Origin of the sequence: Bradyrhizobium sp. OAE829, from assembly GCF_040546575.1 — a bacterium.
In the GTDB taxonomy this organism is placed as follows: domain Bacteria; phylum Pseudomonadota; class Alphaproteobacteria; order Rhizobiales; family Xanthobacteraceae; genus Bradyrhizobium.
The window spans coordinates 4,535,073-4,559,834 of the sequence record NZ_JBEPOE010000001.1; the positions used below are offsets into that span (position 1 = coordinate 4,535,073).

General features: G+C 62.9%; 27 protein-coding genes and 1 tRNA gene. 14 read left to right on the forward strand and 14 right to left on the reverse strand.

Going from position 1 to position 24,762, the window contains the following annotated elements; genetic code table 11:
- Window positions 1-121 precede the first annotated feature (121 nt).
- Entirely contained in the window at window positions 122-880 is a 759-nt protein-coding gene (locus tag ABIE49_RS21950) for an NYN domain-containing protein (protein WP_192736207.1), read from the reverse strand.
- Window positions 881-1,043: 163 nt separating this feature from the next.
- On the opposite strand from ABIE49_RS21950, the gene ABIE49_RS21955 reads away from it, so the two are divergent.
- The 7 genes from ABIE49_RS21955 (at window position 1,044) to ptsN (ending at window position 7,606) form a co-directional block, all read left to right on the forward strand.
- Window positions 1,044-1,658, forward strand: a complete 615-nt coding sequence (locus ABIE49_RS21955) for a ribonuclease D (RefSeq protein ID WP_192736208.1) — start codon at window positions 1,044-1,046, stop codon at window positions 1,656-1,658.
- A gap of 141 nt (window positions 1,659-1,799) precedes the next feature.
- Complete coding sequence (gene lptC / locus ABIE49_RS21960) at window positions 1,800-2,543, forward strand: LPS export ABC transporter periplasmic protein LptC (RefSeq protein WP_192736209.1); 744 nt, start codon at window positions 1,800-1,802, stop codon at window positions 2,541-2,543.
- Window positions 2,540-3,241 carry an LptA/OstA family protein gene (locus ABIE49_RS21965; RefSeq protein ID WP_192736210.1) on the forward strand — a complete coding sequence of 234 codons (702 nt, stop codon included), beginning with the start codon at window positions 2,540-2,542 and terminating at the stop codon, window positions 3,239-3,241. Before lptC ends, ABIE49_RS21965 begins: the two co-directional genes overlap by 4 nt.
- Window positions 3,242-3,430: 189 nt before the next feature.
- Window positions 3,431-4,462 (forward strand): LPS export ABC transporter ATP-binding protein, encoded by a 1,032-nt coding sequence (lptB, locus tag ABIE49_RS21970; RefSeq protein WP_192736211.1) that lies wholly within the window; start codon window positions 3,431-3,433, stop codon window positions 4,460-4,462.
- A gap of 93 nt (window positions 4,463-4,555) precedes the next feature.
- Entirely contained in the window at window positions 4,556-6,229 is a 1,674-nt protein-coding gene (gene rpoN, locus ABIE49_RS21975) for an RNA polymerase factor sigma-54 (protein ID WP_192736212.1), read from the forward strand.
- Window positions 6,230-6,300: 71 nt separating this feature from the next.
- Window positions 6,301-6,900, forward strand: a complete 600-nt coding sequence (hpf, locus tag ABIE49_RS21980) for a ribosome hibernation-promoting factor, HPF/YfiA family (protein WP_192736213.1) — start codon at window positions 6,301-6,303, stop codon at window positions 6,898-6,900.
- A gap of 244 nt (window positions 6,901-7,144) precedes the next feature.
- The gene (gene ptsN, locus ABIE49_RS21985; protein ID WP_192736214.1) at window positions 7,145-7,606 is read left to right on the forward strand and encodes a PTS IIA-like nitrogen regulatory protein PtsN; all 462 of its coding nucleotides are present in this window, start codon (window positions 7,145-7,147) and stop codon (window positions 7,604-7,606) included.
- 206 nt (window positions 7,607-7,812) lie between these two features.
- Here the strand turns inward: ptsN and ABIE49_RS21990 are convergent, their stop codons facing one another.
- The 8 genes from ABIE49_RS21990 to ABIE49_RS22025 all read right to left on the reverse strand — a co-directional run bounded on the left by ABIE49_RS21990 (window position 7,813) and on the right by ABIE49_RS22025 (window position 15,086).
- Window positions 7,813-8,079 carry a BQ00720 family protein gene (locus tag ABIE49_RS21990; RefSeq protein WP_192736215.1) on the reverse strand — a complete coding sequence of 89 codons (267 nt, stop codon included), beginning with the start codon at window positions 8,077-8,079 and terminating at the stop codon, window positions 7,813-7,815.
- A 50-nt stretch (window positions 8,080-8,129) separates the two neighbouring features.
- Complete coding sequence (locus tag ABIE49_RS21995) at window positions 8,130-8,555, reverse strand: Hsp20 family protein (RefSeq protein WP_024584318.1); 426 nt, start codon at window positions 8,553-8,555, stop codon at window positions 8,130-8,132.
- 164 nt (window positions 8,556-8,719) lie between these two features.
- A complete protein-coding gene (locus tag ABIE49_RS22000) occupies window positions 8,720-9,811 on the reverse strand; it encodes a sn-glycerol-3-phosphate import ATP-binding protein UgpC (protein WP_192736216.1) in 1,092 nt (363 codons plus the stop codon).
- Window positions 9,812-9,847: 36 nt separating this feature from the next.
- The gene (gene ugpE / locus ABIE49_RS22005) at window positions 9,848-10,696 is read right to left on the reverse strand and encodes a sn-glycerol-3-phosphate ABC transporter permease UgpE (protein ID WP_192736217.1); all 849 of its coding nucleotides are present in this window, start codon (window positions 10,694-10,696) and stop codon (window positions 9,848-9,850) included.
- Window positions 10,696-11,577 (reverse strand): sn-glycerol-3-phosphate ABC transporter permease UgpA, encoded by an 882-nt coding sequence (gene ugpA / locus ABIE49_RS22010; protein WP_192736218.1) that lies wholly within the window; start codon window positions 11,575-11,577, stop codon window positions 10,696-10,698. The genes ugpE and ugpA overlap by 1 nt, the downstream gene beginning before the upstream one ends.
- 64 nt (window positions 11,578-11,641) lie before the next feature.
- Window positions 11,642-12,955, reverse strand: coding sequence for a sn-glycerol-3-phosphate ABC transporter substrate-binding protein UgpB (gene ugpB / locus ABIE49_RS22015; RefSeq protein WP_192736219.1), 1,314 nt, complete (start codon window positions 12,953-12,955; stop codon window positions 11,642-11,644).
- A 350-nt stretch (window positions 12,956-13,305) separates the two neighbouring features.
- Window positions 13,306-14,508: a CaiB/BaiF CoA transferase family protein gene (locus tag ABIE49_RS22020; protein WP_192736220.1), complete on the reverse strand. Its 1,203-nt coding sequence runs from the start codon at window positions 14,506-14,508 to the stop codon at window positions 13,306-13,308.
- A 149-nt stretch (window positions 14,509-14,657) separates the two neighbouring features.
- Window positions 14,658-15,086: an organic hydroperoxide resistance protein gene (locus tag ABIE49_RS22025; RefSeq protein WP_192736221.1), complete on the reverse strand. Its 429-nt coding sequence runs from the start codon at window positions 15,084-15,086 to the stop codon at window positions 14,658-14,660.
- Between the two features lie 162 nt (window positions 15,087-15,248).
- On the opposite strand from ABIE49_RS22025, the gene ABIE49_RS22030 reads away from it, so the two are divergent.
- Window positions 15,249-15,704 (forward strand): MarR family winged helix-turn-helix transcriptional regulator, encoded by a 456-nt coding sequence (locus ABIE49_RS22030; RefSeq protein ID WP_192736222.1) that lies wholly within the window; start codon window positions 15,249-15,251, stop codon window positions 15,702-15,704.
- An 11-nt stretch (window positions 15,705-15,715) separates the two neighbouring features.
- Here the strand turns inward: ABIE49_RS22030 and ABIE49_RS22035 are convergent, their stop codons facing one another.
- The 3 genes from ABIE49_RS22035 to ABIE49_RS22045 all read right to left on the reverse strand — a co-directional run bounded on the left by ABIE49_RS22035 (window position 15,716) and on the right by ABIE49_RS22045 (window position 16,662).
- Window positions 15,716-15,955, reverse strand: a complete 240-nt coding sequence (locus ABIE49_RS22035; protein ID WP_192736223.1) for a GIY-YIG nuclease family protein — start codon at window positions 15,953-15,955, stop codon at window positions 15,716-15,718.
- Between the two features lie 149 nt (window positions 15,956-16,104).
- Window positions 16,105-16,180, reverse strand: a tRNA-Ala gene (locus ABIE49_RS22040).
- Between the two features lie 62 nt (window positions 16,181-16,242).
- Complete coding sequence (locus ABIE49_RS22045) at window positions 16,243-16,662, reverse strand: TIGR02300 family protein (protein ID WP_192736224.1); 420 nt, start codon at window positions 16,660-16,662, stop codon at window positions 16,243-16,245.
- 147 nt (window positions 16,663-16,809) lie between these two features.
- On the opposite strand from ABIE49_RS22045, the gene aroA reads away from it, so the two are divergent.
- A complete protein-coding gene (gene aroA, locus ABIE49_RS22050) occupies window positions 16,810-18,159 on the forward strand; it encodes a 3-phosphoshikimate 1-carboxyvinyltransferase (protein WP_192736225.1) in 1,350 nt (449 codons plus the stop codon).
- Between the two features lie 18 nt (window positions 18,160-18,177).
- Here aroA and ABIE49_RS22055 read toward each other — a convergent pair whose 3' ends face one another.
- Window positions 18,178-19,167 (reverse strand): Bug family tripartite tricarboxylate transporter substrate binding protein, encoded by a 990-nt coding sequence (locus ABIE49_RS22055; RefSeq protein ID WP_192736226.1) that lies wholly within the window; start codon window positions 19,165-19,167, stop codon window positions 18,178-18,180.
- A 252-nt stretch (window positions 19,168-19,419) separates the two neighbouring features.
- Here ABIE49_RS22055 and cmk point away from each other — a divergent pair, with 252 nt between their 5' ends.
- Complete coding sequence (gene cmk, locus ABIE49_RS22060) at window positions 19,420-20,049, forward strand: (d)CMP kinase (RefSeq protein WP_192736531.1); 630 nt, start codon at window positions 19,420-19,422, stop codon at window positions 20,047-20,049.
- Between the two features lie 10 nt (window positions 20,050-20,059).
- Here the strand turns inward: cmk and ABIE49_RS22065 are convergent, their stop codons facing one another.
- Window positions 20,060-20,230, reverse strand: coding sequence for a hypothetical protein (locus tag ABIE49_RS22065; RefSeq protein WP_192736227.1), 171 nt, complete (start codon window positions 20,228-20,230; stop codon window positions 20,060-20,062).
- A gap of 490 nt (window positions 20,231-20,720) precedes the next feature.
- On the opposite strand from ABIE49_RS22065, the gene rpsA reads away from it, so the two are divergent.
- The 4 genes from rpsA to ABIE49_RS22085 all read left to right on the forward strand — a co-directional run bounded on the left by rpsA (window position 20,721) and on the right by ABIE49_RS22085 (window position 24,712).
- Window positions 20,721-22,421 (forward strand): 30S ribosomal protein S1, encoded by a 1,701-nt coding sequence (gene rpsA / locus ABIE49_RS22070; protein ID WP_192736228.1) that lies wholly within the window; start codon window positions 20,721-20,723, stop codon window positions 22,419-22,421.
- A 285-nt stretch (window positions 22,422-22,706) separates the two neighbouring features.
- Window positions 22,707-23,687: a signal peptide peptidase SppA gene (gene sppA, locus ABIE49_RS22075; protein WP_192736229.1), complete on the forward strand. Its 981-nt coding sequence runs from the start codon at window positions 22,707-22,709 to the stop codon at window positions 23,685-23,687.
- A 172-nt stretch (window positions 23,688-23,859) separates the two neighbouring features.
- Complete coding sequence (locus ABIE49_RS22080; RefSeq protein WP_192736230.1) at window positions 23,860-24,165, forward strand: integration host factor subunit beta; 306 nt, start codon at window positions 23,860-23,862, stop codon at window positions 24,163-24,165.
- Window positions 24,166-24,319: 154 nt separating this feature from the next.
- The gene (locus ABIE49_RS22085) at window positions 24,320-24,712 is read left to right on the forward strand and encodes a lipopolysaccharide assembly protein LapA domain-containing protein (RefSeq protein WP_192736231.1); all 393 of its coding nucleotides are present in this window, start codon (window positions 24,320-24,322) and stop codon (window positions 24,710-24,712) included.
- The last annotated feature ends 50 nt before the right edge of the window (window positions 24,713-24,762 follow it).

Genomic DNA, 24,762 nt, shown 5'->3' on the forward strand with positions numbered 1-24,762 from the left:
GGGAACATATGGGCTGGGACAGATGCGATTCACGCGGACGGCGCAAGCCGAGGCGGGCGGGGGATGATCAAGCGCCGAAATCGGGCGAGAGGTTGTCGAAACGCGATCAGGGCGGGAAAAACTACTTCGCTTTGCCTCTCGGACTCTTGGCCGCTGCCTTGGCCCTGATCCGCACATGCCCGCTATCGATCCTTTCGACGTCGAAGGCTTCCGTCTTCCGGACCAGATCGATGAGTTTGCTATGGCCGTATGAGCGCTGGTCGAAATCAGAGAACAGGTTTGAAAGTTGCGTGCCCACCTGCCCCAGCGAAACCCATCCGTCCTCGCCCTCGATCTGCGAAATGGCCTTTTTCAATATTGGAATCGCCGCACTCCGAGGCTGGAGGGAAACCGGCTTGGATGGCGTCTCCGCGTTTGAGGTCGTCGCCGCCGCCGGCAAAAGATTCTCCGTGTAAATAAACCTGCGGCACGCCTGCCTGAAACTCTCCGGCGTCTTCTGGGCGCCAAATCCGTAAACATCGGCGCCTTGCTCGCGCATCCGGGAGGCAAGGCGCGTAAAATCGCTGTCTGACGACACCAGGCAAAAGCCGTCGAACCGTCCGCTGTGCAGCAGGTCCATGGCGTCGATGACCAGCGCGATGTCAGACGCGTTCTTGCCCTTGGTGTAGGCAAACTGCTGGTACGGATCGATGGCGTGCTTTTGCAGGATCTCGGACCATGATTTGAGGTGCGGCCCGGAAAAATCACCGTAAATGCGGCGGACGCTGGCCTCGCCGAATTTCGCGACTTCCTCGAACAAGCCGCCGGCAATCAGCGGCGAGGTGTTGTCGGCATCGATCAGCACGGCAAAACGAGGCAATCGCTGCTGTTCGGCTTTCATCAAGGCACCCCCTTTGTGGTCGCGGCCATATTGACGCAACTCCGCCGATTCTGGAAAAGCCGCATAAAGTACGCGATTTGGCGGGCCGGACCCTCGTTTGGCGGCGATTTCGACGTTACCTTAGGACTTTACGCTCTGCCGATTCGAAGAGGTTCCCAACGCCATGACCATCCGCCTGCATCGCGGCGATCTGCCGGATCTTTCCCGCTACACGGATTCGGTTGCGATCGATACCGAGACCATGGGGCTCAACCCGCATCGCGACCGGCTTTGCGTGGTGCAGATGTCGAATGGCGACGGCACCGCCGACGTGATCCAGATCCCGAAGGACCACAGCGACGCGCCGAACCTGAAGGCGCTGCTCGCCAATCCCAAGGTCATCAAGATCTTCCACTTCGCCCGCTTCGATCTGGCCGCCCTCTACAACGCCTTCGGCGTGATGCCGCAGCCGGTCTACTGCACCAAGATCGCCTCGCGGCTGAGCCGCACCTATACCGACCGGCATGGCCTGAAGGACCTGGTGCGCGAGGTGCTCAATATCGACCTGTCGAAGCAGCAGCAGTCGAGCGACTGGGGTTCCGCCAGCCTCAGCGAGGCGCAGCTCGCCTATGCCGCCTCCGATGTCCTGCATCTGCATGGCCTGCGTGAACGGCTCAACACCATGCTGGCGCGCGAGGGGCGCACGGAACTGGCGCAGGCCTGTTTCGATTTCCTGCCGACCCGGGCCAGGCTCGACCTCGGCGGCTGGGAGCTCGAGGATATTTTCGCGCATTCCTGAACCGGGGCGATTTGAAGCAGTCCCCGGGGTGCTTGGGGGGTGTTTACGCCCCGTTTCGGTCACACTGGTAAAGCGAGGTCCGGGCTGCATCGTGAGGCAATCCCGGCTACAATGGCGGGCTAACCTCGCTCTGGAGCAGCGGTGAACTCGTCACAGAACCCAGCCTACGTCGCCGGAATGGAGGCGCGCTTTGCCAGCGCGGCGCGCCACAGCCGGATGGTACGGATGCTGCGGATCGCGGTGCCGTCGGCAGTGGTGCTGGCGATGGCGAGCATCGTCGCCGTGTCGGTTTTCAACCCGTTCCGGATGCTGCTGCCGAAGCTCCCGGTCGATATCGGTAACCTGGTTGTTTCCGGCACCAAGATTACGATGGAATCGCCGCATCTCGCCGGCTTTTCGACCGACCAGCGGCCGTACGAAGTCTGGGCCAAGGCCGCGATCCAGGATCTGACCGATCCCGACCATATGGAACTCAAGGCGCCGCGCGCCAAGGTGATGTTGGAAGACAAGAGCACGGTGACGATGGATGCCCGCACCGGCTATTACGACAGCAAGCAGCAATTGCTCGATCTGCGTAAGGATATCTTCCTGCAATCCTCCACCGGCTATGAAGCCCGCCTGTCGCAGGCCTATATCGACATCAACAAGGGCACGGTAACCTCGGATGAACATGTCGACGTCAAACTGCTGAACGGAACGCTGGTCGCGGACAGGCTCAGAATCCTCAACAGCGGCGAGGTGGTGCGGTTCGAAGGCAATGTCGTGATGAATCTGGACAAACTGGGTGATGACGTTGCGCCCGCTCAGCCTGCGCCAGCGCCCGAACCCGTTGCTCCACAGCCGAAGACGCGATCCGTCTCCGGCAAATCTTCCAGCACGAAATGATTTTCATGAAGATGTTCTTCTCGCGCAGTCTGGCTCTGGCGGCGTTGGCGCTTGCGCTGATCGCGCCTGGTGCCGCTCTTGCGCAAAGCGCGATGTCGGGCGTGCCCAACGCGATGCAGGGCTTTTCGCAGAACCGCGATCAGCCGATCCAGATCGAAGCCGCGTCGCTGGAGATGCGCGACAAGAAAAAAGAGGCGACCTTTGCCGGCAACGTGAAAGTCGTGCAGGGCGACACCACCATGACGTCGAAAACGCTTGTCGTGTTCTACGATTCGGGCCCGGCGGCGCCGGCCACGCCGCCTCCCGCCAACGCGAAGGCTGCCAAGTCAGCGCCGATGCAGTCTGCGACCCCGGGACCCGGCGGCAGTTCATCGATCCGGCGGCTGGAAGCCAGGGGCAGCGTCGTCGTCACGCAAAAGGATCAGGTGGTGACCGGTGAGACCGCCATCTTCGATACCAAGGCCAATTTGATTACGATGACCGGCGGCATCGTGTTGACCCAATGCAAGAACGTGCTGCGCGGCGACCGCCTGAAGGTGGACATGACCACCGGCGTGTCGCGGGTCGAATCCGACAGCGGCAAGGTGCAGGGCATGTTCGACCAGGGGTCACAGGGTTGTGGGCCGGGGTCGGCACCGGCGCCGGCTGGCGGTGCTGCGAAGCCGGCCATGCCTTCGCTGTTTCCGGGCAAAAAATAAGACAAATCAATGTCTTAAGTATTAATTTGGGCGCTCGTGGTTGAAGCCGGGGTTCCGAGGCTGTATCTACTGGTCGGGCGCGGCAAGGTGTTCCACTGGGCAGGGAACATCCATTCATTCATGCTTTGCAGGCGGATCGATTCGCCGGCGGGTGGCGCGGGATCACCGTGAAAGGCTAAGCGAAGCGGGATGGTGGATTTACTCGGCATGTTCCGTCGACGCCCCGCAAAACGCGGGCCGGCAGGATTTGCGCGTTCGCGCGAGGACATCACCGCGCTCGGCGATTCCTTTGGCGACATGCTGACGAACCCGGTGCGCGATGCGCCGCCGATGGCGCGTGCCGTCCCGCTGACCGGGTTGGAATTGCCCGAGCCGCCGGAGCACGCGGTGGAACCACCGTACGAGGAATCGCGCCCGCGCGCGCAGGCCCCCAAGACCCAAGCCCCAAAGAACCAATCCAGGACCAATGGCGCCGCTGCGCCCCGTCTGATCCAGCGGCCGGGCTACCTGGCCGTGCACAGCGTGGAAAAAAGCTTTGGCACCCGCAAGGTCGTGCGCGGCGTCAGCATCTATGTTCGCCGCGGTGAGGCGGTGGGTTTGCTGGGGCCGAACGGCGCCGGCAAGACCACGGTGTTCTACATGATCACCGGGCTGATCAAGGCCGACCGCGGCGCCATCGAACTCGACGGCCATGACGTCACGAAGCTGCCGATGTATCAGCGTGCGCGGCTCGGCATCGGCTATCTGCCGCAGGAAGCGTCGATCTTCCGCGGCCTCACGGTGGAACAGAATATTCGCGCGGTGCTCGAGGTGGTGGAACCCTCGAGGAAGAAGCGCGAGGCCGAACTCGATTCGCTGCTCGATGAATTCAACATCGCGCGCTTGCGTAAATCGCCGTCGATCGCGCTGTCCGGCGGCGAGCGTCGCCGCGTCGAGATCGCACGCGCGCTGGCGACGCGTCCGAACTACATGCTGCTCGACGAGCCGTTCGCCGGCATCGATCCGATCGCGGTCGGCGACATTCAGGACCTGGTGCGCCATCTCACCAATCGTGGCATCGGCGTCTTGATCACCGACCACAATGTGCGTGAAACGCTTGGCCTGACCGACCGCGCCTACATCGTCTATGCCGGGGAAATCTTGACTGAAGGCAGCCCGGACGACATCGTCAACGATCCGGATGTACGCCGTCTTTACCTTGGCGAGGAATTCCGCCTCTAGCCCTTTTTTAGCAGACGTCAAGCCGTGTACATCGGCTTTGGACTAGGATAAGCAAGAATCGGACCAACTTTCAGTGGATCGGTTCTCGCCTCCATGGCACTGACGCAGAGACTAGAATTCCGCCAGTCGCAGTCGCTGGTCATGACGCCGCAGCTGATGCAGGCGATCAAGCTGCTGCAACTGTCGAACCTCGATCTCTCGGCCTTCGTCGAGGAGGAGCTGGAGCGTAATCCGCTGCTCGAGCGGGCCAGCGACGGGCCGGAAGCGCCGGTCAGGGGTGAACCGGTCCCGGAACAGGCTGAATTCTCCAATTCCGGTGATTCCCAGAGCTTTGGCGACGAGGGCGGTACCGAGCCGGGCGAGATGGCCGGCGGGACCAATGGCGACAGTTTTGAGCCCGGCCAGTTCGAGGCCGGCCAGGAAGACTGGCTGAACCGCGATCTCGGCAGCCGCACAGAAATTGAGCAGACGCTGGATACGCCGCTCGACAACGTCTTCTCCGAGGAGCCCGCCGAGGCGGCCGCCCGGGTGGCGCAGGATGCCGCGCCCACCGCCTACACCGAATGGGGCGGCGGCGCGTCGAACGACGACGATTACAACCTGGAAGCCTTTGTCGCCGCCGAAATTACCCTCGGCAGCCATCTCGCCGAACAACTGGCGGTGGCTTTCCCCGGTCCGGTGCAGCGCATGATCGGACAATACCTGATCGATCTGGTCGACGACGCCGGTTATCTGCCGCAGGACCTCGGGCAGGCCGCCGAACGGCTCGGCGCGGCGCAAGCCGATGTCGATGCGGTTCTTGCGGTGCTGCAGAAGTTCGACCCGCCCGGCGTTTGCGCGCGCAATTTGAGCGAATGCCTCGCGATCCAGCTTCGCGAACTCAATCGCTACGACCCCGCGATGCAGGCGCTGGTCGAACATCTGGATTTGCTGGCCAAGCGCGACATCGCGTCTTTACGCAAATTGTGCGGTGTCGACGACGAGGACATCACCGACATGATCGGCGAGATCCGCCGGCTCGATCCCAAGCCCGGCCTGAAGTTCGGCTCGGCCCGCACCCAGACCATGGTGCCGGACGTCTATGTGCGGCCGGGCCCGGACGGCGGCTGGCATGTCGAACTCAACAGCGACACGTTGCCGCGCGTGCTGGTCAATCAGGTCTATTACACCGAGCTGTCGAAGACGATCCGGAAAGACGGTGACAAATCCTACTTCACCGACTGCCTGCAGAACGCGACGTGGCTGGTCCGCGCGCTCGATCAGCGCGCCCGCACCATCCTGAAGGTCGCGACCGAAATCGTGCGCCAGCAGGACGGCTTCTTCACCCATGGCGTGGCGCATCTTCGGCCGCTGAACCTCAAGGCGGTGGCGGATGCGATCCAGATGCATGAATCGACGGTGTCACGGGTTACCGCCAACAAATACATGGCGACCAATCGCGGCAGCTTTGAACTAAAGTATTTCTTCACCGCCTCGATCGCCTCGGCCGACGGCGGCGAGGCCCATTCGGCCGAAGCGGTCCGCCACCACATCAAGCAGTTGATCGACGCGGAAGCCCCGGCCGCGATCCTCTCCGACGATACGATCGTGGAACGATTGCGCGAGTCGGGCATTGATATTGCCCGCCGCACCGTCGCGAAGTACCGCGAAGCGATGCGAATTCCTTCCTCGGTGCAGCGCCGCCGTGACAAACAGAGCATGCTCGGTAACGCACTTTCAGCCCCGGCCACTTCCTCCGACCGGTCCCGTGATACGGCGCCGGCCTGATTGCGTTCGCGTCAAATCGCGATAGTGTCGGTTTCCCGACAGAGTGGACGAGGCATCAAGCGAGGCATCAAATGACCCTTCGAATCTCCGGGAAAAGCATCAGCGTCGGCGAAGCGCTTCGTTCCCGCGTCAGCGAGCGCACCGATGAGGTCCTGCGAAAATATTTCGACGGCAATTATTCCGGCCACATCACGCTGAGCAAGGATGGCTTCGGCTTCCGTACCGATTGTTCGCTGCACCTCGATTCCGGCATTACGCTGGAAGCCGATTCGAACGCCACCGACGCCTATGCCAGCGCCGACCAGGCGCTGGTGATGATCGAGAAGCGCCTGCGCCGCTACAAGAGCCGGCTGAAGGACCGTTCGGCCCGCAAGACCTACGCGGCTTCGGCGGCGCTCGCGGAGTTGAACGGCGGGGGTCTGGACGCGCCGAGCTACATCATCGAGGCCCCGGAGGGCGACGACGAGGTCTCTGAATACAGCCCCGTGATCATTGCGGAGGCGACCAAGTCGCTGAAGCGGCTATCGGTCAGCGAAGCTGTCATGGAGCTCGATCTGACCGGGGCGGCCTGTATCGTGTTTCAGCACGGCTCGAGCGGCCGGGTGAACATCATTTACCGGCGCACGGACGGCAATGTCGGGTGGGTCGATCCCCCGGCCGTTACCCCCTGACAAGCATGGCTGACAGCATTGACGCCCAAAGCGCCCCTCCCTATGGTCCGCCGCCCTTTAAGGATAGCGTGCGGGAACTCACCCGTGGGAGTTGGCACCGGTCATGCGTTGGAGTAGAAGCCGACCAATCGGGACCCGGGCCTAAGCCCGCCTCCCACCTCATCTTCTTGACGCCCAATTCTTGAAGCTGAAGTTCTCGAACCCATTTCGCACCCTGACGGCTTAATTCACCTCGGAACGCCCCATGACGATTACCGATCTGGTCGCACCCGAGGCGATACTCCCCGCGTTGAAAGTCATCAGCAAGAAGCAGGCGTTGCAGGAACTTGCGGCGCGGGCGGCGACCCTGACCGGGCAGAACGAGCGCGCGGTCTTCGAAGTGCTGCTGCAGCGCGAAAAACTGGGGACCACCGCCGTCGGCTACGGCGTTGCTATACCGCACGGCAAGCTGCCCAAGCTTGAAAAGCTGTTCGGGTTTTTCGCCCGGCTTGAGCGCCCGATCGATTTCGAAGCAATGGATGGCCAGCCGGTCGACCTGGTATTCCTGCTGCTGGCACCGGAAGGCGCCGGCGCCGATCATTTGAAGGCGCTGGCGCGGATTGCCCGCCTGCTGCGCGATCAGGACGTCGCCAAGAAACTGCGCGCCTCGCGCGACGCCCAGGCGATCTATTCGGTACTGGCGCTGCCGCCGGCGAGCGCGGCGTAACACCCTTCATTCCCGAACTGACGCTGGCGAATTACGCCGGCCAAAAAAATACGCGGGCCGTCCCCGATCCGAGGAACATGCCCGCGTATTGCGAACTCTCATCGCGGTCTACGCGACCGCTACCAAGCCTGCGCCAGTGACAGCAGCCACCGCTGCGTCAGTTGATACCGACAAGCGTCGGATCAGCCGACACCGGTTAGGCCGGGTCAGTGCACGCTGACGGCCTGCAATTCGTTGCTCCATGCATTGGCGACCGCCGCCTCGCGGCTGTCGGTCAGCATGATCGGGGTACCGTCGGCGGCATGCAGCGCGAACAGTTTCAGTCCTGGCGCGATCTTCGGCGCCTGCGGAAACAGCCCGGGCACGTCCTCGGAACGGACTTGCTTTACGTAGGCGATATGGCCCTCACCAAGATGGGCCAGTGCCTCAACGGAAACCTTTTCAGTTTCGAACGTCACACTCACATCACTCATGGTCTCGACTCCTCTATGAGACTAAGCGGTCGAGTCCGCTCCTCGTTCCATTATTCGTGCTCATTGATAGCAATTGTCTTAATGACCCTTTCAGGTTCCGGCCTGGCAAGGTCGATCGACAACAGCCCGTTCTTCAGATCCGCGCCCAGCACCTGCATCCCCTCCGCCAGCACGAAGGTGCGCTGGAAGTGGCGCGCGGCGATGCCGCGATGGATGTATTGCCGGGCCTTGTCGTCCTGCTGACGGCCCCGGATCACCAGCTGGTTTTCCTCAATGGTCACATCGAGTTGGTCACGGGTAAACCCGGCGACCGCCAGCGTGATGCGCAAGCGTTCGGGTTGCCCATTGCTGCGGTCGCAGCGCTCGATGTTGTAGGGAGGATAGCCGTCGGCGCCTTTGACGACGCGATCGAGCGCACGCTCAATTTCGTCGAACCCAAGCAGGAACGGACTGGATAACGATGGAACACGAGACATTACAAAGTCCTCTCGAAGCGACTTTGAGGGGCCCTTGCGGCACCCCATGCGACCGGCCGGCGGGTTTGCTGACCGGTCAAACAGCAATATGGGGGTGATTTGGGGAGGGTTCAAGCCGCTCCAGGCGCTGCGTAAATCGGCCGCGCCGCCCCGGAATGACAGGGTTAATCACCCACCCGCTTGCGGCCATCGGCGGTAAATAGATGCAGTTTGTCTGCTGGCGCCACCGCCCTGATTCGCTCGCCAATGGCGGGGCCGATGGCGCCGGGAATCCGCACGATCACCTCGCCGGGCGGCAGTTCCCCGGGGTTGGCAGCCACGGCTTGCGTCTCGTTCTGTCGGGCGCCGTAGATGAAGGTTTCGGCCCCCACGTGCTCGATCGCCTCGACGGTGAGGCCAAGTGCCACACCGCCGCCGACGGCCTCATTTGAAATGACGAAGTCCTCGGGACGGATTCCGAGGATGGCGGCCTCGTTGAGTCTGACGTCGCCGGCCAGTTGCGATTTGAGTTCATCGGACCGCAGCGGCATCAGGTTCATCGGTGGCGCGCCGATGAACGAGGCGACGAAGGTGGTCGCGGGCTTCTGATAGATGTCGAGCGGATTGCCGATCTGTTCGACCTGGCCGGCATTCATCACGACAAGGATGTCGGCCAGCGTCATCGCCTCGAGCTGATCGTGGGTGACGTAAATCGCCGTGGTGGAGAGGCGGCGCTGCAGCTTGCGGATCTCGACCCGCATCGCGATGCGCAGCTTGGCGTCGAGGTTCGACAGCGGCTCGTCGAACAGAAACACTTTCGGTTGCCGCACGATCGCGCGCCCCATCGCCACGCGCTGTCGCTGGCCGCCGGACAATTGCCGCGGCTTGCGGTCGAGCATGGCGCCGAGTTCGAGGATGCGCGCGGCTTCCTCGACGCGGGTCTTGATCTCGGGCTCGGGCATGCCGCGGTTGCGCAGGCCGTAGGCCATGTTGTTGAAGACGCTCATGTGCGGGTAGAGTGCGTAGTTCTGGAACACCATCGCGATGTCGCGGTCGGCCGGCTCGATCTGGTTGACGATACGGCCGCCGATATCGATCTCGCCGCCGGTTATCGTCTCGAGCCCCGCGACCATCCGCAGCAGCGTGGACTTGCCGCAGCCGGAAGGTCCGACCAGCACGCAGAACTGGCCGTCGCCGACGTCAAATTCGATGCCCTTGATGGCTTCGAAGCCACCGGCATAGGTCTTGCGGACGTTACGCAGCGTTACGTTAGCCATTTACGTTGCCTTGGGTCACCAGCGCCACTCGCTTCCTCACTTTTCCGTCTCGACCAGTCCGCGCACGAACAGGCGCTGCATGAACACGACCACCGCGACCGGCGGCAGCATCGCGAGGATGGCGGTCGCCATCGCAAGCTGCCATTCAGCCAGCTCGTCGGTCGTGTACAGCATCTTCTTGATGCCGGTGACGATGGTCTGCATCGAATCCTGCGTGGTGATCAGCAGCGGCCACAGATACTGATTCCAGCCATAGATGAACTGGATCACGAACAGCGCCGCGATCGTCGTTACCGACAGCGGCAGCAGCGTATCCCAGAAGAAGCGGAACGGACCCGCGCCGTCGATCCGCGATGCTTCCAGCAATTCCTCAGGAACCGTCATGAAGAACTGCCGGAACAGCAGCGTTCCGGTGGCGGACGCGATCAGCGGCATGATCAGTCCCGCATAGGTGTCGAGCATCTTGAGGTCGGCGACCACCTTGTAGGTCGGATAGATGCGCACCTCGACCGGCAGCATCAGCGTGACGAAAATGATCCAGAACGCGGTCTTGCGGAACGGGAAGCGGAAATACACCACGGCGTAGGCCGACAGGATCGAGATGAAGATCTTCCCGATCGCGATGCCGAGCGCCGAGATGAAGGAGTTCATCAGCATGTTGCCGACCGGCTCGCGGCTGGTCCGCGAACCGCCGACGAATATCGCGCGGTAGTAGTTTTCCAGCGCCTGGCTGCCGGGCGTCAGCGGCATGCTGCCGCCGACCACGGTCGCGGCGTCGTGGGTGGATGCGATCAGCGCCAGATAGACCGGAAAGGCGACGATGAAGACGCCGAGCGTCAGGATCGCGTAGGCGATGATGTCGTTGAGCGGGCGGTGCTCGACCATCAGTATTGCACCTTGCGCTCGATATACTTGAACTGGACCGCGGTCAGCGCGATCACGATCACCATCAGCACCACCGACTGCGCGGCCGAGCCGCCGAGATCGCCGCCGAGCCGCCCGTCGGCAAACACCTTGTAGACCATCGTGGTGGTGGCGCCGGCCGGGCCGCCGCCGGTGACCGCATCGATGATGCCGAACGTGTCGAAGAAGACGTAGACGACATTGACGACCAGAAGGAAGAACGTCGTCGGCGACAGCAGCGGAAAGACGATGGTCCAGAACCGCCGCATCGGACCCGCGCCGTCGATCGCGCCGGCTTCCAGCACGCTCTTGGGGATCGATTGCAGGCCGGCCAGGAAGAACAGGAAATTGTAGGAGATCTGCTTCCACACCGCGGCCATCACCACCAGGGTCATGGCGTGGTTGCCGTTGAGCAGCGGATTCCAGTCGAAATTCATCCAGCGGAGCGGCCGCGCCAGCGTGCCGAGCGAGGGATGGAACATGAAGATCCAGAGCACGCCGGCGACCGCGGGCGCCACCGCATAAGGCCAGATCATCAGCGTCTTGTAGGTGCCGGCGGCCTTGAGGTTCTTGTCGGCCTGGGTTGCGAACAACAGCGCAATGGAAAGCGACAACGCCGCGACCAGCGACGAGAAGATCACCGTCGTCAGCATCGACTTGTAATATTCAGGCTGGGCGAAAAGCGACTGGTAATTTTCCAGCCCGACGAACTCGGATGTCAGGCCAAACGCGTCCTCGCGCTTGAAGGATTGAAAGACCGCCTGGCTCGCCGGCCAGTAGAAGAATACGAATGTAATGATGAGCTGCGGCACCAGCAGCAGATATGGCAGCAGCTTGTTGTTGAAGACGACCGACTTTTCCATTCAGGACGCTGTGATGCCAGAGGTGCTCCCTCTCCGAAAGGCGGAGAGGGAGTCTTCGCCGATACTATTTGGCCGTCTTTTCAAACGTCCGCAACATCGCATTGCCGCGCGCGACCGCGGCGTCGAGGGCTTCCTGGGCGGTCTTCTTGCCGGCCAGCGCCGCTTCGAGTTCCTCGGCCCAGAGATCGCGCATCTGCACCATGTTGCCGAAGCGCAGGCCGCGCGAATTCTCGGTCGGCTCCTTGTTGGTTAGTTCTTTCAGCGGCGTCTGCAGGACGGGGTTTTTCTCGTAGAAGCCGTCCGCCTTGGTTTTTTCGTAGGCTGCCTTGGTGATCGGCAGGTAGCCGGATTTCTGGTGCAGGTCGGCCTGACGGTTGGTGTCGGACAGGAACGTGAAGAACTTGGCGACGCCCTTGTACTCCTCAGGCTTCTTGCCGCCCATCACCCACAGCGAAGCGCCGCCGATGATCGAGTTCTGCGGAGCTCCGGCGGCATCGGGGTAATAGGGCATCGGCGCCGAGGTGAAGTCGAACTTGGCGGTGCTCTTGGCGGTGGCGTAATAGCCCGACGAGGTCAGGAAGATCGCGCACTCGCCGGACGCAAAGCGGTTCTCGCTGGCGTTGGCGCGGCCGGCATAGTCGTAGGTCTTGTCCTTTTGCAGGTCGATCAGGTTCTGCAGATGCTTCACATGCAGCGGCGAGTTGAACGTCAGCACGGTATCGAAGCCGTCGAGGCCGTTGGCCTTGCTGCCGATCGGCACGTTATGCCAGGCCGAGAACTGTTCGATATGCACCCATGACGCCCACGCATTGGAGAATCCGCAGGTCGTGTGTCCGGCCGCCTTCAGCTTCTTGGCGGCATCGAACACCTCCGGCCAGGTTTTCGGGATCGCGGCGATGCCGGCCTTCTTCAGCTCGTCGTTGTTGATCCACATCACCGTCGACGACGAATTGAAGGGAAACGACAGCATGTCGCCCTTCGACGTCGAGTAGTAACCGGTTATCGCCGGCAGGTAGGCCTTGGGGTCGAACGGCTCGTTGGCATCCTTCATCAGCTGGTAGACCGGTTTGATGGCGCCGGTGGCGCTCATCATGGTCGCAGTGCCAACCTCGAACACCTGGATGATGTGCGGCGCGGTGCCGGCGCGGAACGCCGCAATGCCGGCATTCATGGTGTCGGGATAGCTGCCCTTGAAGGTGGGGACGACCTTGTAGTCGGACTGGCTGGCGTTGAAATCCTCGGCAAGCCTGTTGACGATGTCGTTGTTGCCGCCGGTCATCGCGTGCCACCACTGGATCTCGGTCGCAGCGTAGGCAGGCGTGGCGAGCGCAAGCGCGACAGTCACGCTCGCCGCTACGCCGAATTGTCGAAATGCCATGTAATTCCCTCCAGGTTGGGTCATCATCTTCGTTTCGCGCGATAGCAGCGCCGGATGACGTACAAATGACCGTATAAGCGAAAGCAGCGTAGGGGGGAAGCGGGCGCCAAGGGAAGCCGGAAAATAGGCTGAGGCCGACGGACTCAACCCTACCGTCGCCCCTGCGTACGCAGGGCCCCATACCGCGTGATGTAGCGAAAAGGCAGGATCGCTAAGGCCCATCGCAGAACGAAAGCCGGTGGCTATGGGTCCCTGCGTGCCGCCTTCGCTAAAGCTTCGGCGGCCTCATGCCACAACCTCGGCGAAGCCTTGGCGGAGACGGGTCGCAGGGACGACGATGGAGATGCGGCTTACCGCTTCCGCTCCGACCCGCAGACCACGCCCTTGGCGACCATCGCCTCGACCTCGCTTTTGGAGTAGCCGAACTCGCCCAGCACCTCGGCGGAGTGCTGGCTGAATTTCGGTGGGGTCCGGCGCAGGCTCGGCTTGGTTCGCTCCAGGCGAATCGGCGAGGCCACGCCCTTGTACCAGTCCTTTTCGATGACATCGCCGCGGTGAAGCGTGTGGGCGGCGGTCAGCGCCTGGTCGATCGACTGGACCGGCCCGGCCGGCAGGCCAGCCGCGAGCAGGCGGTCGCACAGCGGCGCGGCATCGTGCTGGCTGAACACCGCGGCGAGTTCGGCGCGCAACGCATCGCGGTTGGCGATGCGGTCCTTGTTGCGGGCAAAGCGCGGATCGGTGCCGAGTTCCGGCTTGCCGATTTCCTTGGCAAGCTTGCGGAAGGTGCCGTCATTGCCGACGCCGATGAAGATGTTGTCGGTGCGGGTCGGAAAGATCGCATAAGGCACGAGATTGGGATGCTCGTTGCCGGTTAGACTAGGCGGCTTGCCATGCATGAAATAATTCGCGGTGTGCGGATGCATGATCGCAAGGCCGGTTTCATACAGCGTGGTCTCGAGGAATTGGCCGAGGCCCGAGCGCTGCCGCTCCGACAGCGCCATCAGGATACCGATCGCGGCATAAAGCCCGGTGGTGATGTCGACGAGCGGAACGCCGATCCGCATCGGGCCGCTCTGCGGCGAACCGGTCGCAGCGATCATGCCGGTCATGGCCTGGATGATCGCGTCATAGCCGGGATTGCCGCCGCGCGGGCCGTCGCCGCCAAAGCCGGAAATCCGGCAATGCACGAGCTTTGGGAATTTCGCGCGCAGCACGTCGTTGCCGATGCCCCATTTGTCGAGCGTGCCCGGCTTGAAATTCTCGATCAGGACGTCGGCGGTCTCCAGCATCTTCAACAACACGGCGCGGCCGCCCTCGGAGGCGAGGTCAAGCCCGATCGAACGCTTGTTGCGGTTGATGCCGACGAAATAGGCGGCGTCCTCCTCATGGAACGGAGGGCCCCAGTCGCGCACCTCGTCACCGGCGGGCGGCTCCATCTTGATCACGTCGGCGCCGTGGTCGGCGAGGATCTGCGTGCAATAGGGGCCGCCGAGCACGCGCGTGAGATCGATCACGCGCAGGCCGGTCATCGCGCCGGGAGCCGGAGAACTCATGGAAAAAACCTTCGCTCAAGTAATGGAATTCCTGAGCTAGCGGTCTTCGGGCGCGTCGGCAATGCCCGCGCGCGCACAGGCGCATGCGGAGACAGAAGGCGCGCGAAAACGGCCCGCGGCTTGTCGCAGCGGGCCGTTCGACGCGGTCGTTACACCACGGTCAGGCGCACATCCACATTGCCGCGGGTGGCGTTGGAATACGGGCAAACCTGATGGGCCTTCTGGACCAGTGCTTCGGCGTCGACGCGGGCAAGGCCGGGCAGGGAAACGGCGAGGTCGATATCAAGGCCAAAGCCGCCTTCCGAGCGCGGGCCGATGCCGACGGTGGAGGTCACGGAGGCGTCCGCGGGCACCTTCACGCCGCCGCCCTGAGCTGCAACCGCCTTCATCGCGCCGATGAAGCAGGCGGCATAGCCGGCCGCAAACAGCTGTTCGGGATTGTTGCCGGCGCCACCGCCGCCGCCGAGTTCCTTCGGGGTCGCAAGCTTGACGCTGAAGGCGCCGTCAGCCGTCGAGGCGGTGCCGTCACGGCCGCCGGTGGCCGTTGCGGTGGTCTTGTAGAGGACTTTCACGGACATGTTGGTCTCCCTTGGGTTTGGTTTCGATGGCAATCGTATTGCACACAATTAGATTGTGCACAATAGAAAAAATGAAGAGGTCCGCAATTTAATTGTATGCAATTGATTAGGCTCGTCCGCGGCCCTAAATGATCACGGGCGTCCCCACTTGGCGAGGTGCAAATGGCTAGGAAACCGGCGGTCGATCCGCTGCTGCTCGGCAATCAGATCTGTTTTGCGGTGTATTCCACGGCGCACGCCTTCAACCGCGTCTACAAGCCCCTGCTCGACAAGCTCGGGCTGACCTATCCGCAATATCTCGTGATGATGGTGCTGTGGGAGCGTGACGGCGTGCCCGTAAAGGATATCGGCGAGAAGCTGTTCCTCGATTCCGGCACGCTGACCCCGCTGCTGAAGCGGATGGAGGCCGCCGAATTGATCCGCCGCACACGCAGCACCGAGGACGAGCGCCAGGTCCTGATCGCACTGACGCCGAAAGGCCAGGCGCTGCGGGAAAAAGCCAGGGCGGTGCCGCAGGGCATTCTGGCGAGCTCGGCGTGCTCGGTGGGGGAACTGGTGGCGATGAAGAATGACCTGCTGGCGCTGCGGGATAAGTTGAATGCGGCGTTGGGGGAGTAGGGGGCTGGCGGTTAGAGGCGCTTCTTGGCGAAGGCTCGGCCGGAGTGGGATTTGAGGTATTTCTCGAATTCCAGCGCTTTAAGCTTGTTCCGAAAGGCACAGTACCAGATCAACTGCCATGGCTTGAACTTGGCGGTGTGGGCGGATTTGCCGGCGTTGTGTTCGGGCAGCCGCCGTTTGAAATCTGAAGTCGCGCCGATGTATTCCTGCTCGGGAAAATCAATGCTGCGGAGGATGTAGACGTACCACATGGGTGCTCACGCGAAAGGCGAGCCCGGATGGTAGATGGTCTCGGTTTGTCTCTCCAGCCCGTCGTCGCCCTTCGGGCTATGCCGGGCACCACGCTTCGCCCCTCAGGCTCCGTCGTGGCTGCGCCACGCGTAGCCCGAAGGGCGAAGCGTGGTGGAGCCAGGCGGGATCGAACCGCCGACCTCTTGCATGCCATGCAAGCGCTCTCCCAGCTGAGCTATGGCCCCTTAACCGATCCGCGCGCCTTGGGCGACGCGCAGGCACCCTGAACCACAGTTCAGGGCCGATCTCAAGTCTCTTCGTCGCCGCCGACGTCACCAATGATGTCGGTGACGTCCTCATCGCCTTCTTCCTCGTCGGGAATGAAGGTCGAATCGTCGTCTTCGTCGCCCTCGATGGTCTCGTCGATTTCGATGTCGTCTTCCGATTCGGGAACGACGGCCTTGACCTTGCCGGTGTTCTCCTCGGCATCGGCCTCTTCGAGCGAGACCAATTCCTCGGCCTCCGCCGGTTCCGGCGCATCGGCGGCGGCGCTCGCTGCGGCGGCAGCGCGTGCAGCATCGCCGCGGGCGGCCCGGGGCGGCGCAATCGGCGCAATCGGCACGACCTCACCGGTATAGGGCGAGATCACCGGCGACTTGTTCAGGTCATAGAACTTCTTACCCGTCGTCGGGCAAATGCGTTTGGTTCCGAGATCGGATTTGGCCACGTGTGGAGTCCTGGGAATTTCTGAAAAACGGTGCTTCACTTGGCTAGTTGCTAGGCCGCTGTCAATAGCGGTTTGCGCGCATGAGACGGCCGCGTGACGCTGGCTTGCCTATGTGATACCTGCCGCCCTGCGCGAGAGGACACAATCTTGACCCATTCAGACCGGCTTGCAGCCCGCCCGACCCCGCTGGAATCCCGCTCCAGCGGTTCCCTGACCGGTAAAGTCCGGGTTCCAGGCGACAAGTCGATATCGCACCGGGCCCTCATCCTGGGGGCGCTTTCGGTCGGCCAGACCACGATTTCCGGCCTGCTTGAGGGCGAAGACGTGCTCAATACGGCGAAATCGATGCAGGCGCTGGGGGCCAAGGTCGAACGAACAGGCCCGTTTGCCTGGCAGGTGCTGGGCGTCGGGGTGGCGGGCTTCGCCCAACCCGCGAGCCCGCTCGATTTCGGCAACTCCGGCACCGGCTGCCGGCTGGTGATGGGGGCGGTGGCCGGCTGCCCGATTTCGGCGGTTTTCGACGGCGACGCCTCGCTGCGTTCGCGGCCGATGCGGCGGATCCTCGATCCCCTGGAATTGATGGGCGCCAGGACCGGCGAGGCCAAGGAAGGCGGCCGCCTGCCGCTGACGCTGCATGGCGCCCGCGATCCCGTGCCGATCCTGTACCGGACGCCGGTAGCCTCCGCCCAGATCAAATCGGCCGTCCTCCTGGCGGGCCTTGCTGCGCCGGGCGTCACGACCGTGATCGAACAGGAGGCGAGCCGCGACCATACCGAACTGATGCTGAAGCATTTTGGCGCGCAGATCGTCTCGACCAGCGAAGGCAGCCATGGCCGCAAGATCGCGCTCACGGGACAGCCCGAACTGCACGGCGCCGATGTCGTGGTGCCCGCCGATCCCTCGTCCGCAGCGTTCCCGATCGTCGCGGCGCTGATTGTCGAAGGCTCCGACATCGTCTTCTCCGACGTCATGACCAATCCGCTGCGCACCGGCCTGCTCACGACCTTGCGCGAGATGGGCGCTCACATCGAGGAGAGCGACGTGCGCGGCGACGCCGGCGAGCCGATGGCCACCTTGCGCGTGCGGGCTTCAAAACTGCGTGGTGTCGAGGTGCCGCCGGAGCGCGCGCCTTCGATGATCGACGAATATCTGGTGCTCGCGGTCGCGGCCGCGTTTGCCGAAGGCACCACCATCATGCGCGGCCTGCAGGAGCTGCGCGTCAAGGAATCCGACCGGCTGGAGGCGACCGCCGACATGCTGCGCGTCAACGGCGTCAAGGTCGAGGTCGCGGGCGATGATCTGATCGTCGAAGGCAGGGGGCACGTGCCCGGCGGCGGCCTTGTCGCCACCCACATGGATCATCGCATCGCGATGTCGGCGCTGGTGATGGGGCTTGCCGCCGACAAGCCGGTCAAGATCGACGACACCAGCTTCATTGCCACCAGCTTTCCGGACTTCATCCCGATGATGCGCGGGCTCGGGGCGGAGTTCTCATAAGGCGGAGGCTCGCGCGGTTCAGGACGGCGCAAGCCCGAGACTGGTCACCGCCTCGAGCCAGATCGGCGCTTCTTCCTTGTACAGTTTCTGCGTCTCCTCGAAGGTCATCGCGGTGTCGTCGACGCCGAATGATTTCATCAGCTGCAGCACTTTTTCAGTCTTGCCGCCCTCGACGAGAAGTTTTGACAGCTTCTGAACGATTTCCGGCGGCGTTCCTGTCGGCACGGCGCAGCACTGAAAGCCGGTCAGCTTGAAGATCGGCGATGTGGTGCCCTGCTCTGCAAAGGAAGGAACGTCCGGCAATGTCGACATGCGCTTGCGCGAGACGGCGACCGCACGGCCGCGGCCGCTCTGCAGCACGGACAACGCCGCGGAGTAGCTGCCGTGCGCGCCATCGATGAATCCGCCGGCCAGATCGGTCCACATCGGCGCTTCGCCGCGATAGTGCACCGCTTCCATCTTGAGACCGTATTGCTTGTTCGTTTCGGCGACCGCCATGTGCGCGTATGACCCTGCGCCATAGGTGCCGATGTTGATCTTCTCGGCCTTCTTCGCGTAGGCGACAAATTCCGCGAGAGTCCTGGCGCCCGTCTTTTCTGCGGCGACGAACGGCAGGCTGCCTGCCGGCATGATCGAAACGATAATGAAATCCTTGTCGGTGTCGTAAGCGATGTCCTTGATCAGAACGCGGTTCATGATCATCGTCGTCGAGATCGTGAACATCAGCGTGTAGCCGTCGGGCGCGGCGCGTTTGGCTTCGACCGCCGCGACCGATCCCGAGGCACCGGCCTTGTTTTCCACCACCACATTCTGCCCCGTGGTGGCCCGGATATGTTCGCCATAAGTCCGTGCAAACAGGTCAGTCTGACCTCCGGCGGGATAGCCGGCGATGATCTTGATGGGCTTGATCGGCCAGTCGGTCTGCGCATGCGCCGAACTCCCGATCAGCGGGATCGCCGAGGCTGCTGCGGCGGTGCCAATAAATTGACGTCGTGAAATCGTGCTCATCGTATCCCTCCGGCCGTATCTTTTTTTTGAATCGGGCGATTCGCAGATGCGATGGAATGCCCCGGCTGGTCTCAGGATAGAGGCGGGCTGCGGCGGGGGCGAGGCACATTTGGACGCATCCGGCGCGCCTATGTCCGCATCGCGGAATGCAGGTTTCCCTGGCGATGAGGCGGCCGTCTCCCGGAGCGGTGGGCCCTTCACCTCTGACGCACGGTCTTGACCGCCATGGCCGCTCTGTCGCACATGGCGCTCATGATCATCGCCATCGACGGACCCGCCGCCTCGGGCAAGGGCACGCTGGGCAAGCGGCTCGCGCAGCACTACGGCTATCGCCACCTCGATACCGGCGTGATTTATCGCGCCGTGGCCAAAATGCTGCTGGACCAGGGATTTGATCTCACCGACGAAGCCCGCGCTGTCGCCGCCGCGATGGCGCTCGATCCGGAAAACTTCGGCCATCCCGAGCTGAAGTCGCAGCGGATCGGCGATGCCGCTTCGGTGGTGTCAGCCATTCCCACAGTGCGGGAAGCACTGGTGAGCTTTCAGCGCCAGTTCGCGGCCGATCCGCCGGGCGCGGTGCTCGACGGGCGCGACATAGGCACCGTGATTTGCCCGAATGCGGAGGTGAAGATTTTCGTCGTCGCCGACCCAACGGTGCGGGCCCACCGCCGCACGCTGGAAGCGCTCGCGCGCGGCGAAGCGGCGGACGAAGCGCTGGTGCTGGCCGATATTCTCAAGCGCGACGAGCGGGACCGCAATCGGGCGGCGGCGCCTCTGAAGGCGGCCCCCGATGCGCATGTCCTGGACAATTCCAATCTCGATATCGAAGGCGGCGTTCGCGCCGCGATCGCGATCGTCGAAGCCGTCCGCGCCGGGCGCTGACGTTTTCGGATCAGTTTTTCGAGCGGTCGCGGTCGAACGGCAATCGCTGTTCGGCCATTTGCACGGGCTTCGATTTGGCCGCGGCAATCGCCTTGTCGGTCGCAAAATAGGCCGGCTTGCCGGCAACGGCCGTAGCGACGGTAAAGACGGCGATGGCGGTCATCGCGATCAGGCTCTTCATGGTGACACTCCCCCTGTTTTTGAACCGTGCCATCGTTGGGGGGCGGCGCTTAAGGTCGGGTTCCATCTCGCCTGACACTGCGGGCCTTTTGCGTCCTGCGGTGAACAAGGCGTTGAAAACATGGGCTCATGGCGAGCGCCCGCCAGCCTTAAAGCCTCGTAAATCGGGCATTTCCGCTTGCCGAAAAGACCCCTTGGGGCTATATCACCGGCCATCCGGGCCGCCATCGATAAGATCAGGGCTGTCCGAGCGGGCCGGCAGGCGGTTTGAGCCCCTGCCGTCATTGGAGGAAAGCCCGCTCCAGGTTCCTGAAGTCGATACGCTTCGAGGCTCCGGATAAATCAACGGATCGAACGTGCAGGCATGCTGCCGGCCCGCTATTTGCGATTTCCCGCAAACGGCGGTCGTTAGGGTTTGCGGACCCCTGACACTTCACGCGCGATACGCCCCTTAACCCGAATGGCCGGCGATACCCGCATCTGGAGAACAAATGGCTTCGACTGCTGCTTCTTATAATCCTACCCGCGACGATTTCGCTGCGATGCTGGACGAGTCCTTCGCCGGCGGCAATTTGCAGGAAAGCTCCGTCATCAAGGGCAAGGTAGTTGCAATTGAAAAGGACATGGCCGTCATCGACGTCGGCCTGAAGACCGAAGGCCGCGTGGCGCTGCGTGAATTCGCAGGACCCGGCCGCGACAGCGAACTCAAGGTTGGCGACGAAGTCGAGGTGTTCCTCGACCGGATCGAGAATGCGCTCGGCGAAGCCGTGTTGTCGCGCGACAAGGCGCGCCGCGAGGAGAGCTGGGGCAAGCTCGAGAAGGCCTTCAACAACAACGAGAAGGTTCACGGCGTCATCTTCAACCAGGTCAAGGGCGGCTTCACCGTCGATCTCGACGGCGCGGTGGCCTTCCTGCCGCGTTCGCAGGTCGACATCCGCCCGATCCGCGACGTCGCGCCGCTGATGAACAATTCGCAGCCGTTCCAGATCCTCAAGATGGATCGCCGCCGCGGCAACATCGTGGTGTCGCGCCGCACGGTTCTCGAAGAGACCCGCGCCGAGCAGCGCCAGGAGCTGGTGCAGAACCTCGAAGAGGGCCAGGTGATCGACGGCGTGGTCAAGAACATCACCGATTACGGTGCGTTCGTTGATCTCGGCGGCATCGACGGCCTCTTGCACGTCACCGATATCGCCTGGCGCCGGGTCAATCACCCGACCGAAGTGCTCACCATCGGCCAGACCGTCAAGGTCAAGATCATCAAGATCAACCACGAGACCCACCGTATCTCGCTCGGCATGAAGCAGCTGCTGGACGATCCGTGGCAGGGCATCGAGGCGAAGTACCCGCTGAACGCGCGCTTCACCGGCCGCGTCACCAACATCACCGACTACGGCGCGTTCGTCGAACTGGAGCCGGGCATCGAAGGCCTGATCCACGTCTCGGAAATGTCGTGGACCAAGAAGAACATGCACCCCGGCAAGATCGTTTCGACCTCGCAGGAAGTCGAAGTGCAGGTTCTCGAAGTGGATTCGGTCAAGCGCCGCATCTCGCTCGGCCTCAAGCAGACCATGCGCAACCCCTGGGAAGTCTTCGTCGAGAAGTTCCCGGTCGGTGCGACCGTCGAAGGCGAGGTCAAGAACAAGACCGAGTTCGGTCTGTTCCTCGGTCTCGACGGCGACGTCGACGGCATGGTCCATCTCTCCGACCTCGACTGGAAGCTTCCGGGCGAGCAGGTGATCGACAACTTCAAGAAGGGCGACATGGTCAAGGCCGTGGTGCTCGACGTCGATGTCGAAAAGGAGCGCATCTCGCTCGGCGTCAAGCAGCTCGAAGGCGACCCCTTCGCAGAGCCTGGCGACGTCAAGAAGGGCGCGGTCGTGACCTGCGAAGTGCTCGAAGTGAAGGAAGCCGGTATCGAGGTGAAGATCTCGGGGACCGACTTCTCCACCTTCATCAAGCGGTCGGAACTCGCCCGCGATCGCAACGATCAGCGCGCCGAGCGTTTCGCCGTCGGCGAGAAGGTCGATGCCCGCGTGATCCAGTTCGACAAGAAGGCCCGCAAGGTGCAGGTCTCGATCAAGGCGCTGGAAGTTGCCGAAGAAAAGGAAGCCATCGCGCAGTACGGTTCCTCCGATTCGGGAGCGACGCTGGGCGACATTCTCGGCACCGCGCTCAAGAACCGCGACAAGTAAGCGCAGCTTCCCTGTTCGCAAAGACCAGGCCCCGGTTTCGACCGGGGCCTTTTCTTTTCCCTTCTTCCCTTGTGGGAGGGCGTAGCCCGGATGGAGCGAAGCGAAATCCGGGGCAGTCTTGCCTGCGGGTCGACCTATCCCCGGATTGCGCTGCACTCCATCCGGGCTACAAACGCAGGCTAACGGGCCTTGTTTTCTTCATATTGCGTCGCAATTGATGTAATTGGATAACGTGCTGGTGACGCTGCGAAGGCAAAACGCGCTGCTGACGTCAGGAGAATTTCGATGTCGCTCGATTCGGACGTGATCGTCGATCGCCGCAGGATACGCCGCAAGCTGACGTTCTGGCGCCTGGTGGCGGCCGTGGTCGTGCTTGCCGCGGTCGTTGTCGTCGGTGTGCTCGCGACACCGGCCGGCCGCTCGTCGCTGTCGGTGTCCAACTCGATTGCCCGCGTCAATATCGAGGGCCTCATTCGCAGCGATCAGCAGCGCGTCGAGGCGCTGGAGCGGCTGGAGAAGTCGTCGGCGGCGGCCGTCATCGTGCACATCAATTCGCCGGGTGGCACCACCGCCGGCTCCGAGCAGCTCTACGACGCGCTGACGCGGCTGAAGGCCAAGAAGCCGCTGGTCGTGGTGGTCGAAGGGCTGGCCGCCTCAGGCGGTTACATCGGGGCGCTTGCGGCCGATCACATCATCGCCCAGCAGAGCTCGTTGGTCGGCTCGATCGGCGTGCTGTTTCAGTTTCCGAATTTCACCGAGTTGATGAAGACCGTCGGCGTCAAGGTCGAGGAAGTGAAATCCTCGCCGCTCAAGGCGGCGCCGAACGGCTTTGAGCCAACCAGCCCCGAGGCGCGGGCGGCGCTCGACGCGCTGGTGAAGGACTCTTACGCCTGGTTCCGCGGCCTCGTGAAGGCGCGGCGCGGCATGGACGAGGCGTTGCTCGAAAAAGTCGCGGACGGACGCGTGTTCACCGGCCGCCAGGCGGTCGAGCTGAAGCTGGTCGATCAGCTCGGCGACGAGAAAACCGCGGTGGCATGGCTGGTCGCCGAGAAGAAGATCAAGAGCGATCTGCCGGTGCGCGATTTCAAGCTGACCCCGCGGTTCGGCGACATGACTTTCCTGCGCGCAGTTGCGTCAGTGAGCCTCGATGCGCTCGGCCTGAGCGCGATCGCGCGTCAGATCGAGCTGGCCGGCGTCACAGGAGCCGTCGACCAGCTGGCACTGGACGGTATGCTGGCACTGTGGCGGCCCGCGGCCTCCAATTGAAGCCGCGCAAGCGAGGTTTGGCGCGGTCCTCCCGCATTGCGGGTGTTGCGACAACCCCTTTCCGGGCCATTTGTCACGTCATTTCGCGTGGCCCAAAATTGATTTAGCGTCTTGACAGTTCAAGGCATTTTCACGGAAATGGAAGTCCGCACGACAGTGGACCCCAGTCTCGATGATCAAATCCGAACTTGTTCAGCGCATCGCCGAGCACAACCCGCATCTTTATCAGCGGGATGTGGAGAACATTGTGAACGCGATTCTCGATGAGATCGTCGCTGCCCTGGCGCGCGGCGACCGTGTCGAGCTCCGCGGTTTCGGCGCTTTCTCGGTCAAGCATCGTCCAGCCCGCGCAGGACGCAATCCACGCACCGGCGCGCATGTGCCGGTCGATCAGAAGAGCGTTCCGTTTTTCAAGACGGGCAAGGAAATGCGTGAGCGGCTGAACCGCGAGGGCGGTTCGCCCGAGGCCGGCGCGTAACCATAGCGTTTTCGGGCGAAGTGGACCCCGGTTCGCGTGAAGAAAACGCGTCAAGTAAAAGACCCCACCGGGTTCTGATTATCGGGTGCCGTGTTGCGGGACACATGCCCGCCGATGTCAGCTGCTTCGAGAGTCCGCACTGCGAGAGATGGTCATGCGAAAATTCTTCTCGGCGCTGGTCGTCATTCCCCTGGGCGTCATCTTCATCGTCTTTGCGGTCGCCAACCGTCATTCGGTGACGGTGTCGTTCGATCCGTTCGATTCCGTCAATCCGTCGCTCGCGGTGTCGATGCCGCTGTTCGTGGTGATCATTGCGGTCGCGATTTTGGGGGTCGCGGCGGGCGGCATGGCGACCTGGTTCCGCCAGCGCCGCTGGCGCCGCGCCGCACGCCAGCACGAGGCCGAGGCCCGGCGGGCGCGGTCGGAAATAGCCGATCTGCGCGCCGCTGCGGCGGTCTCCCGGGGTGCCGTGCCGCAGCTTGCAGGGCCGGCCCCGCGCGGCATTTACGGGGCCGCCGGGCGAGACAAGCAGGGCGCGACGTTGTAGAACCCGCCCAAACAGCTCAGTTCCAACCCGCATTTGGCGGCTTGAAAGCC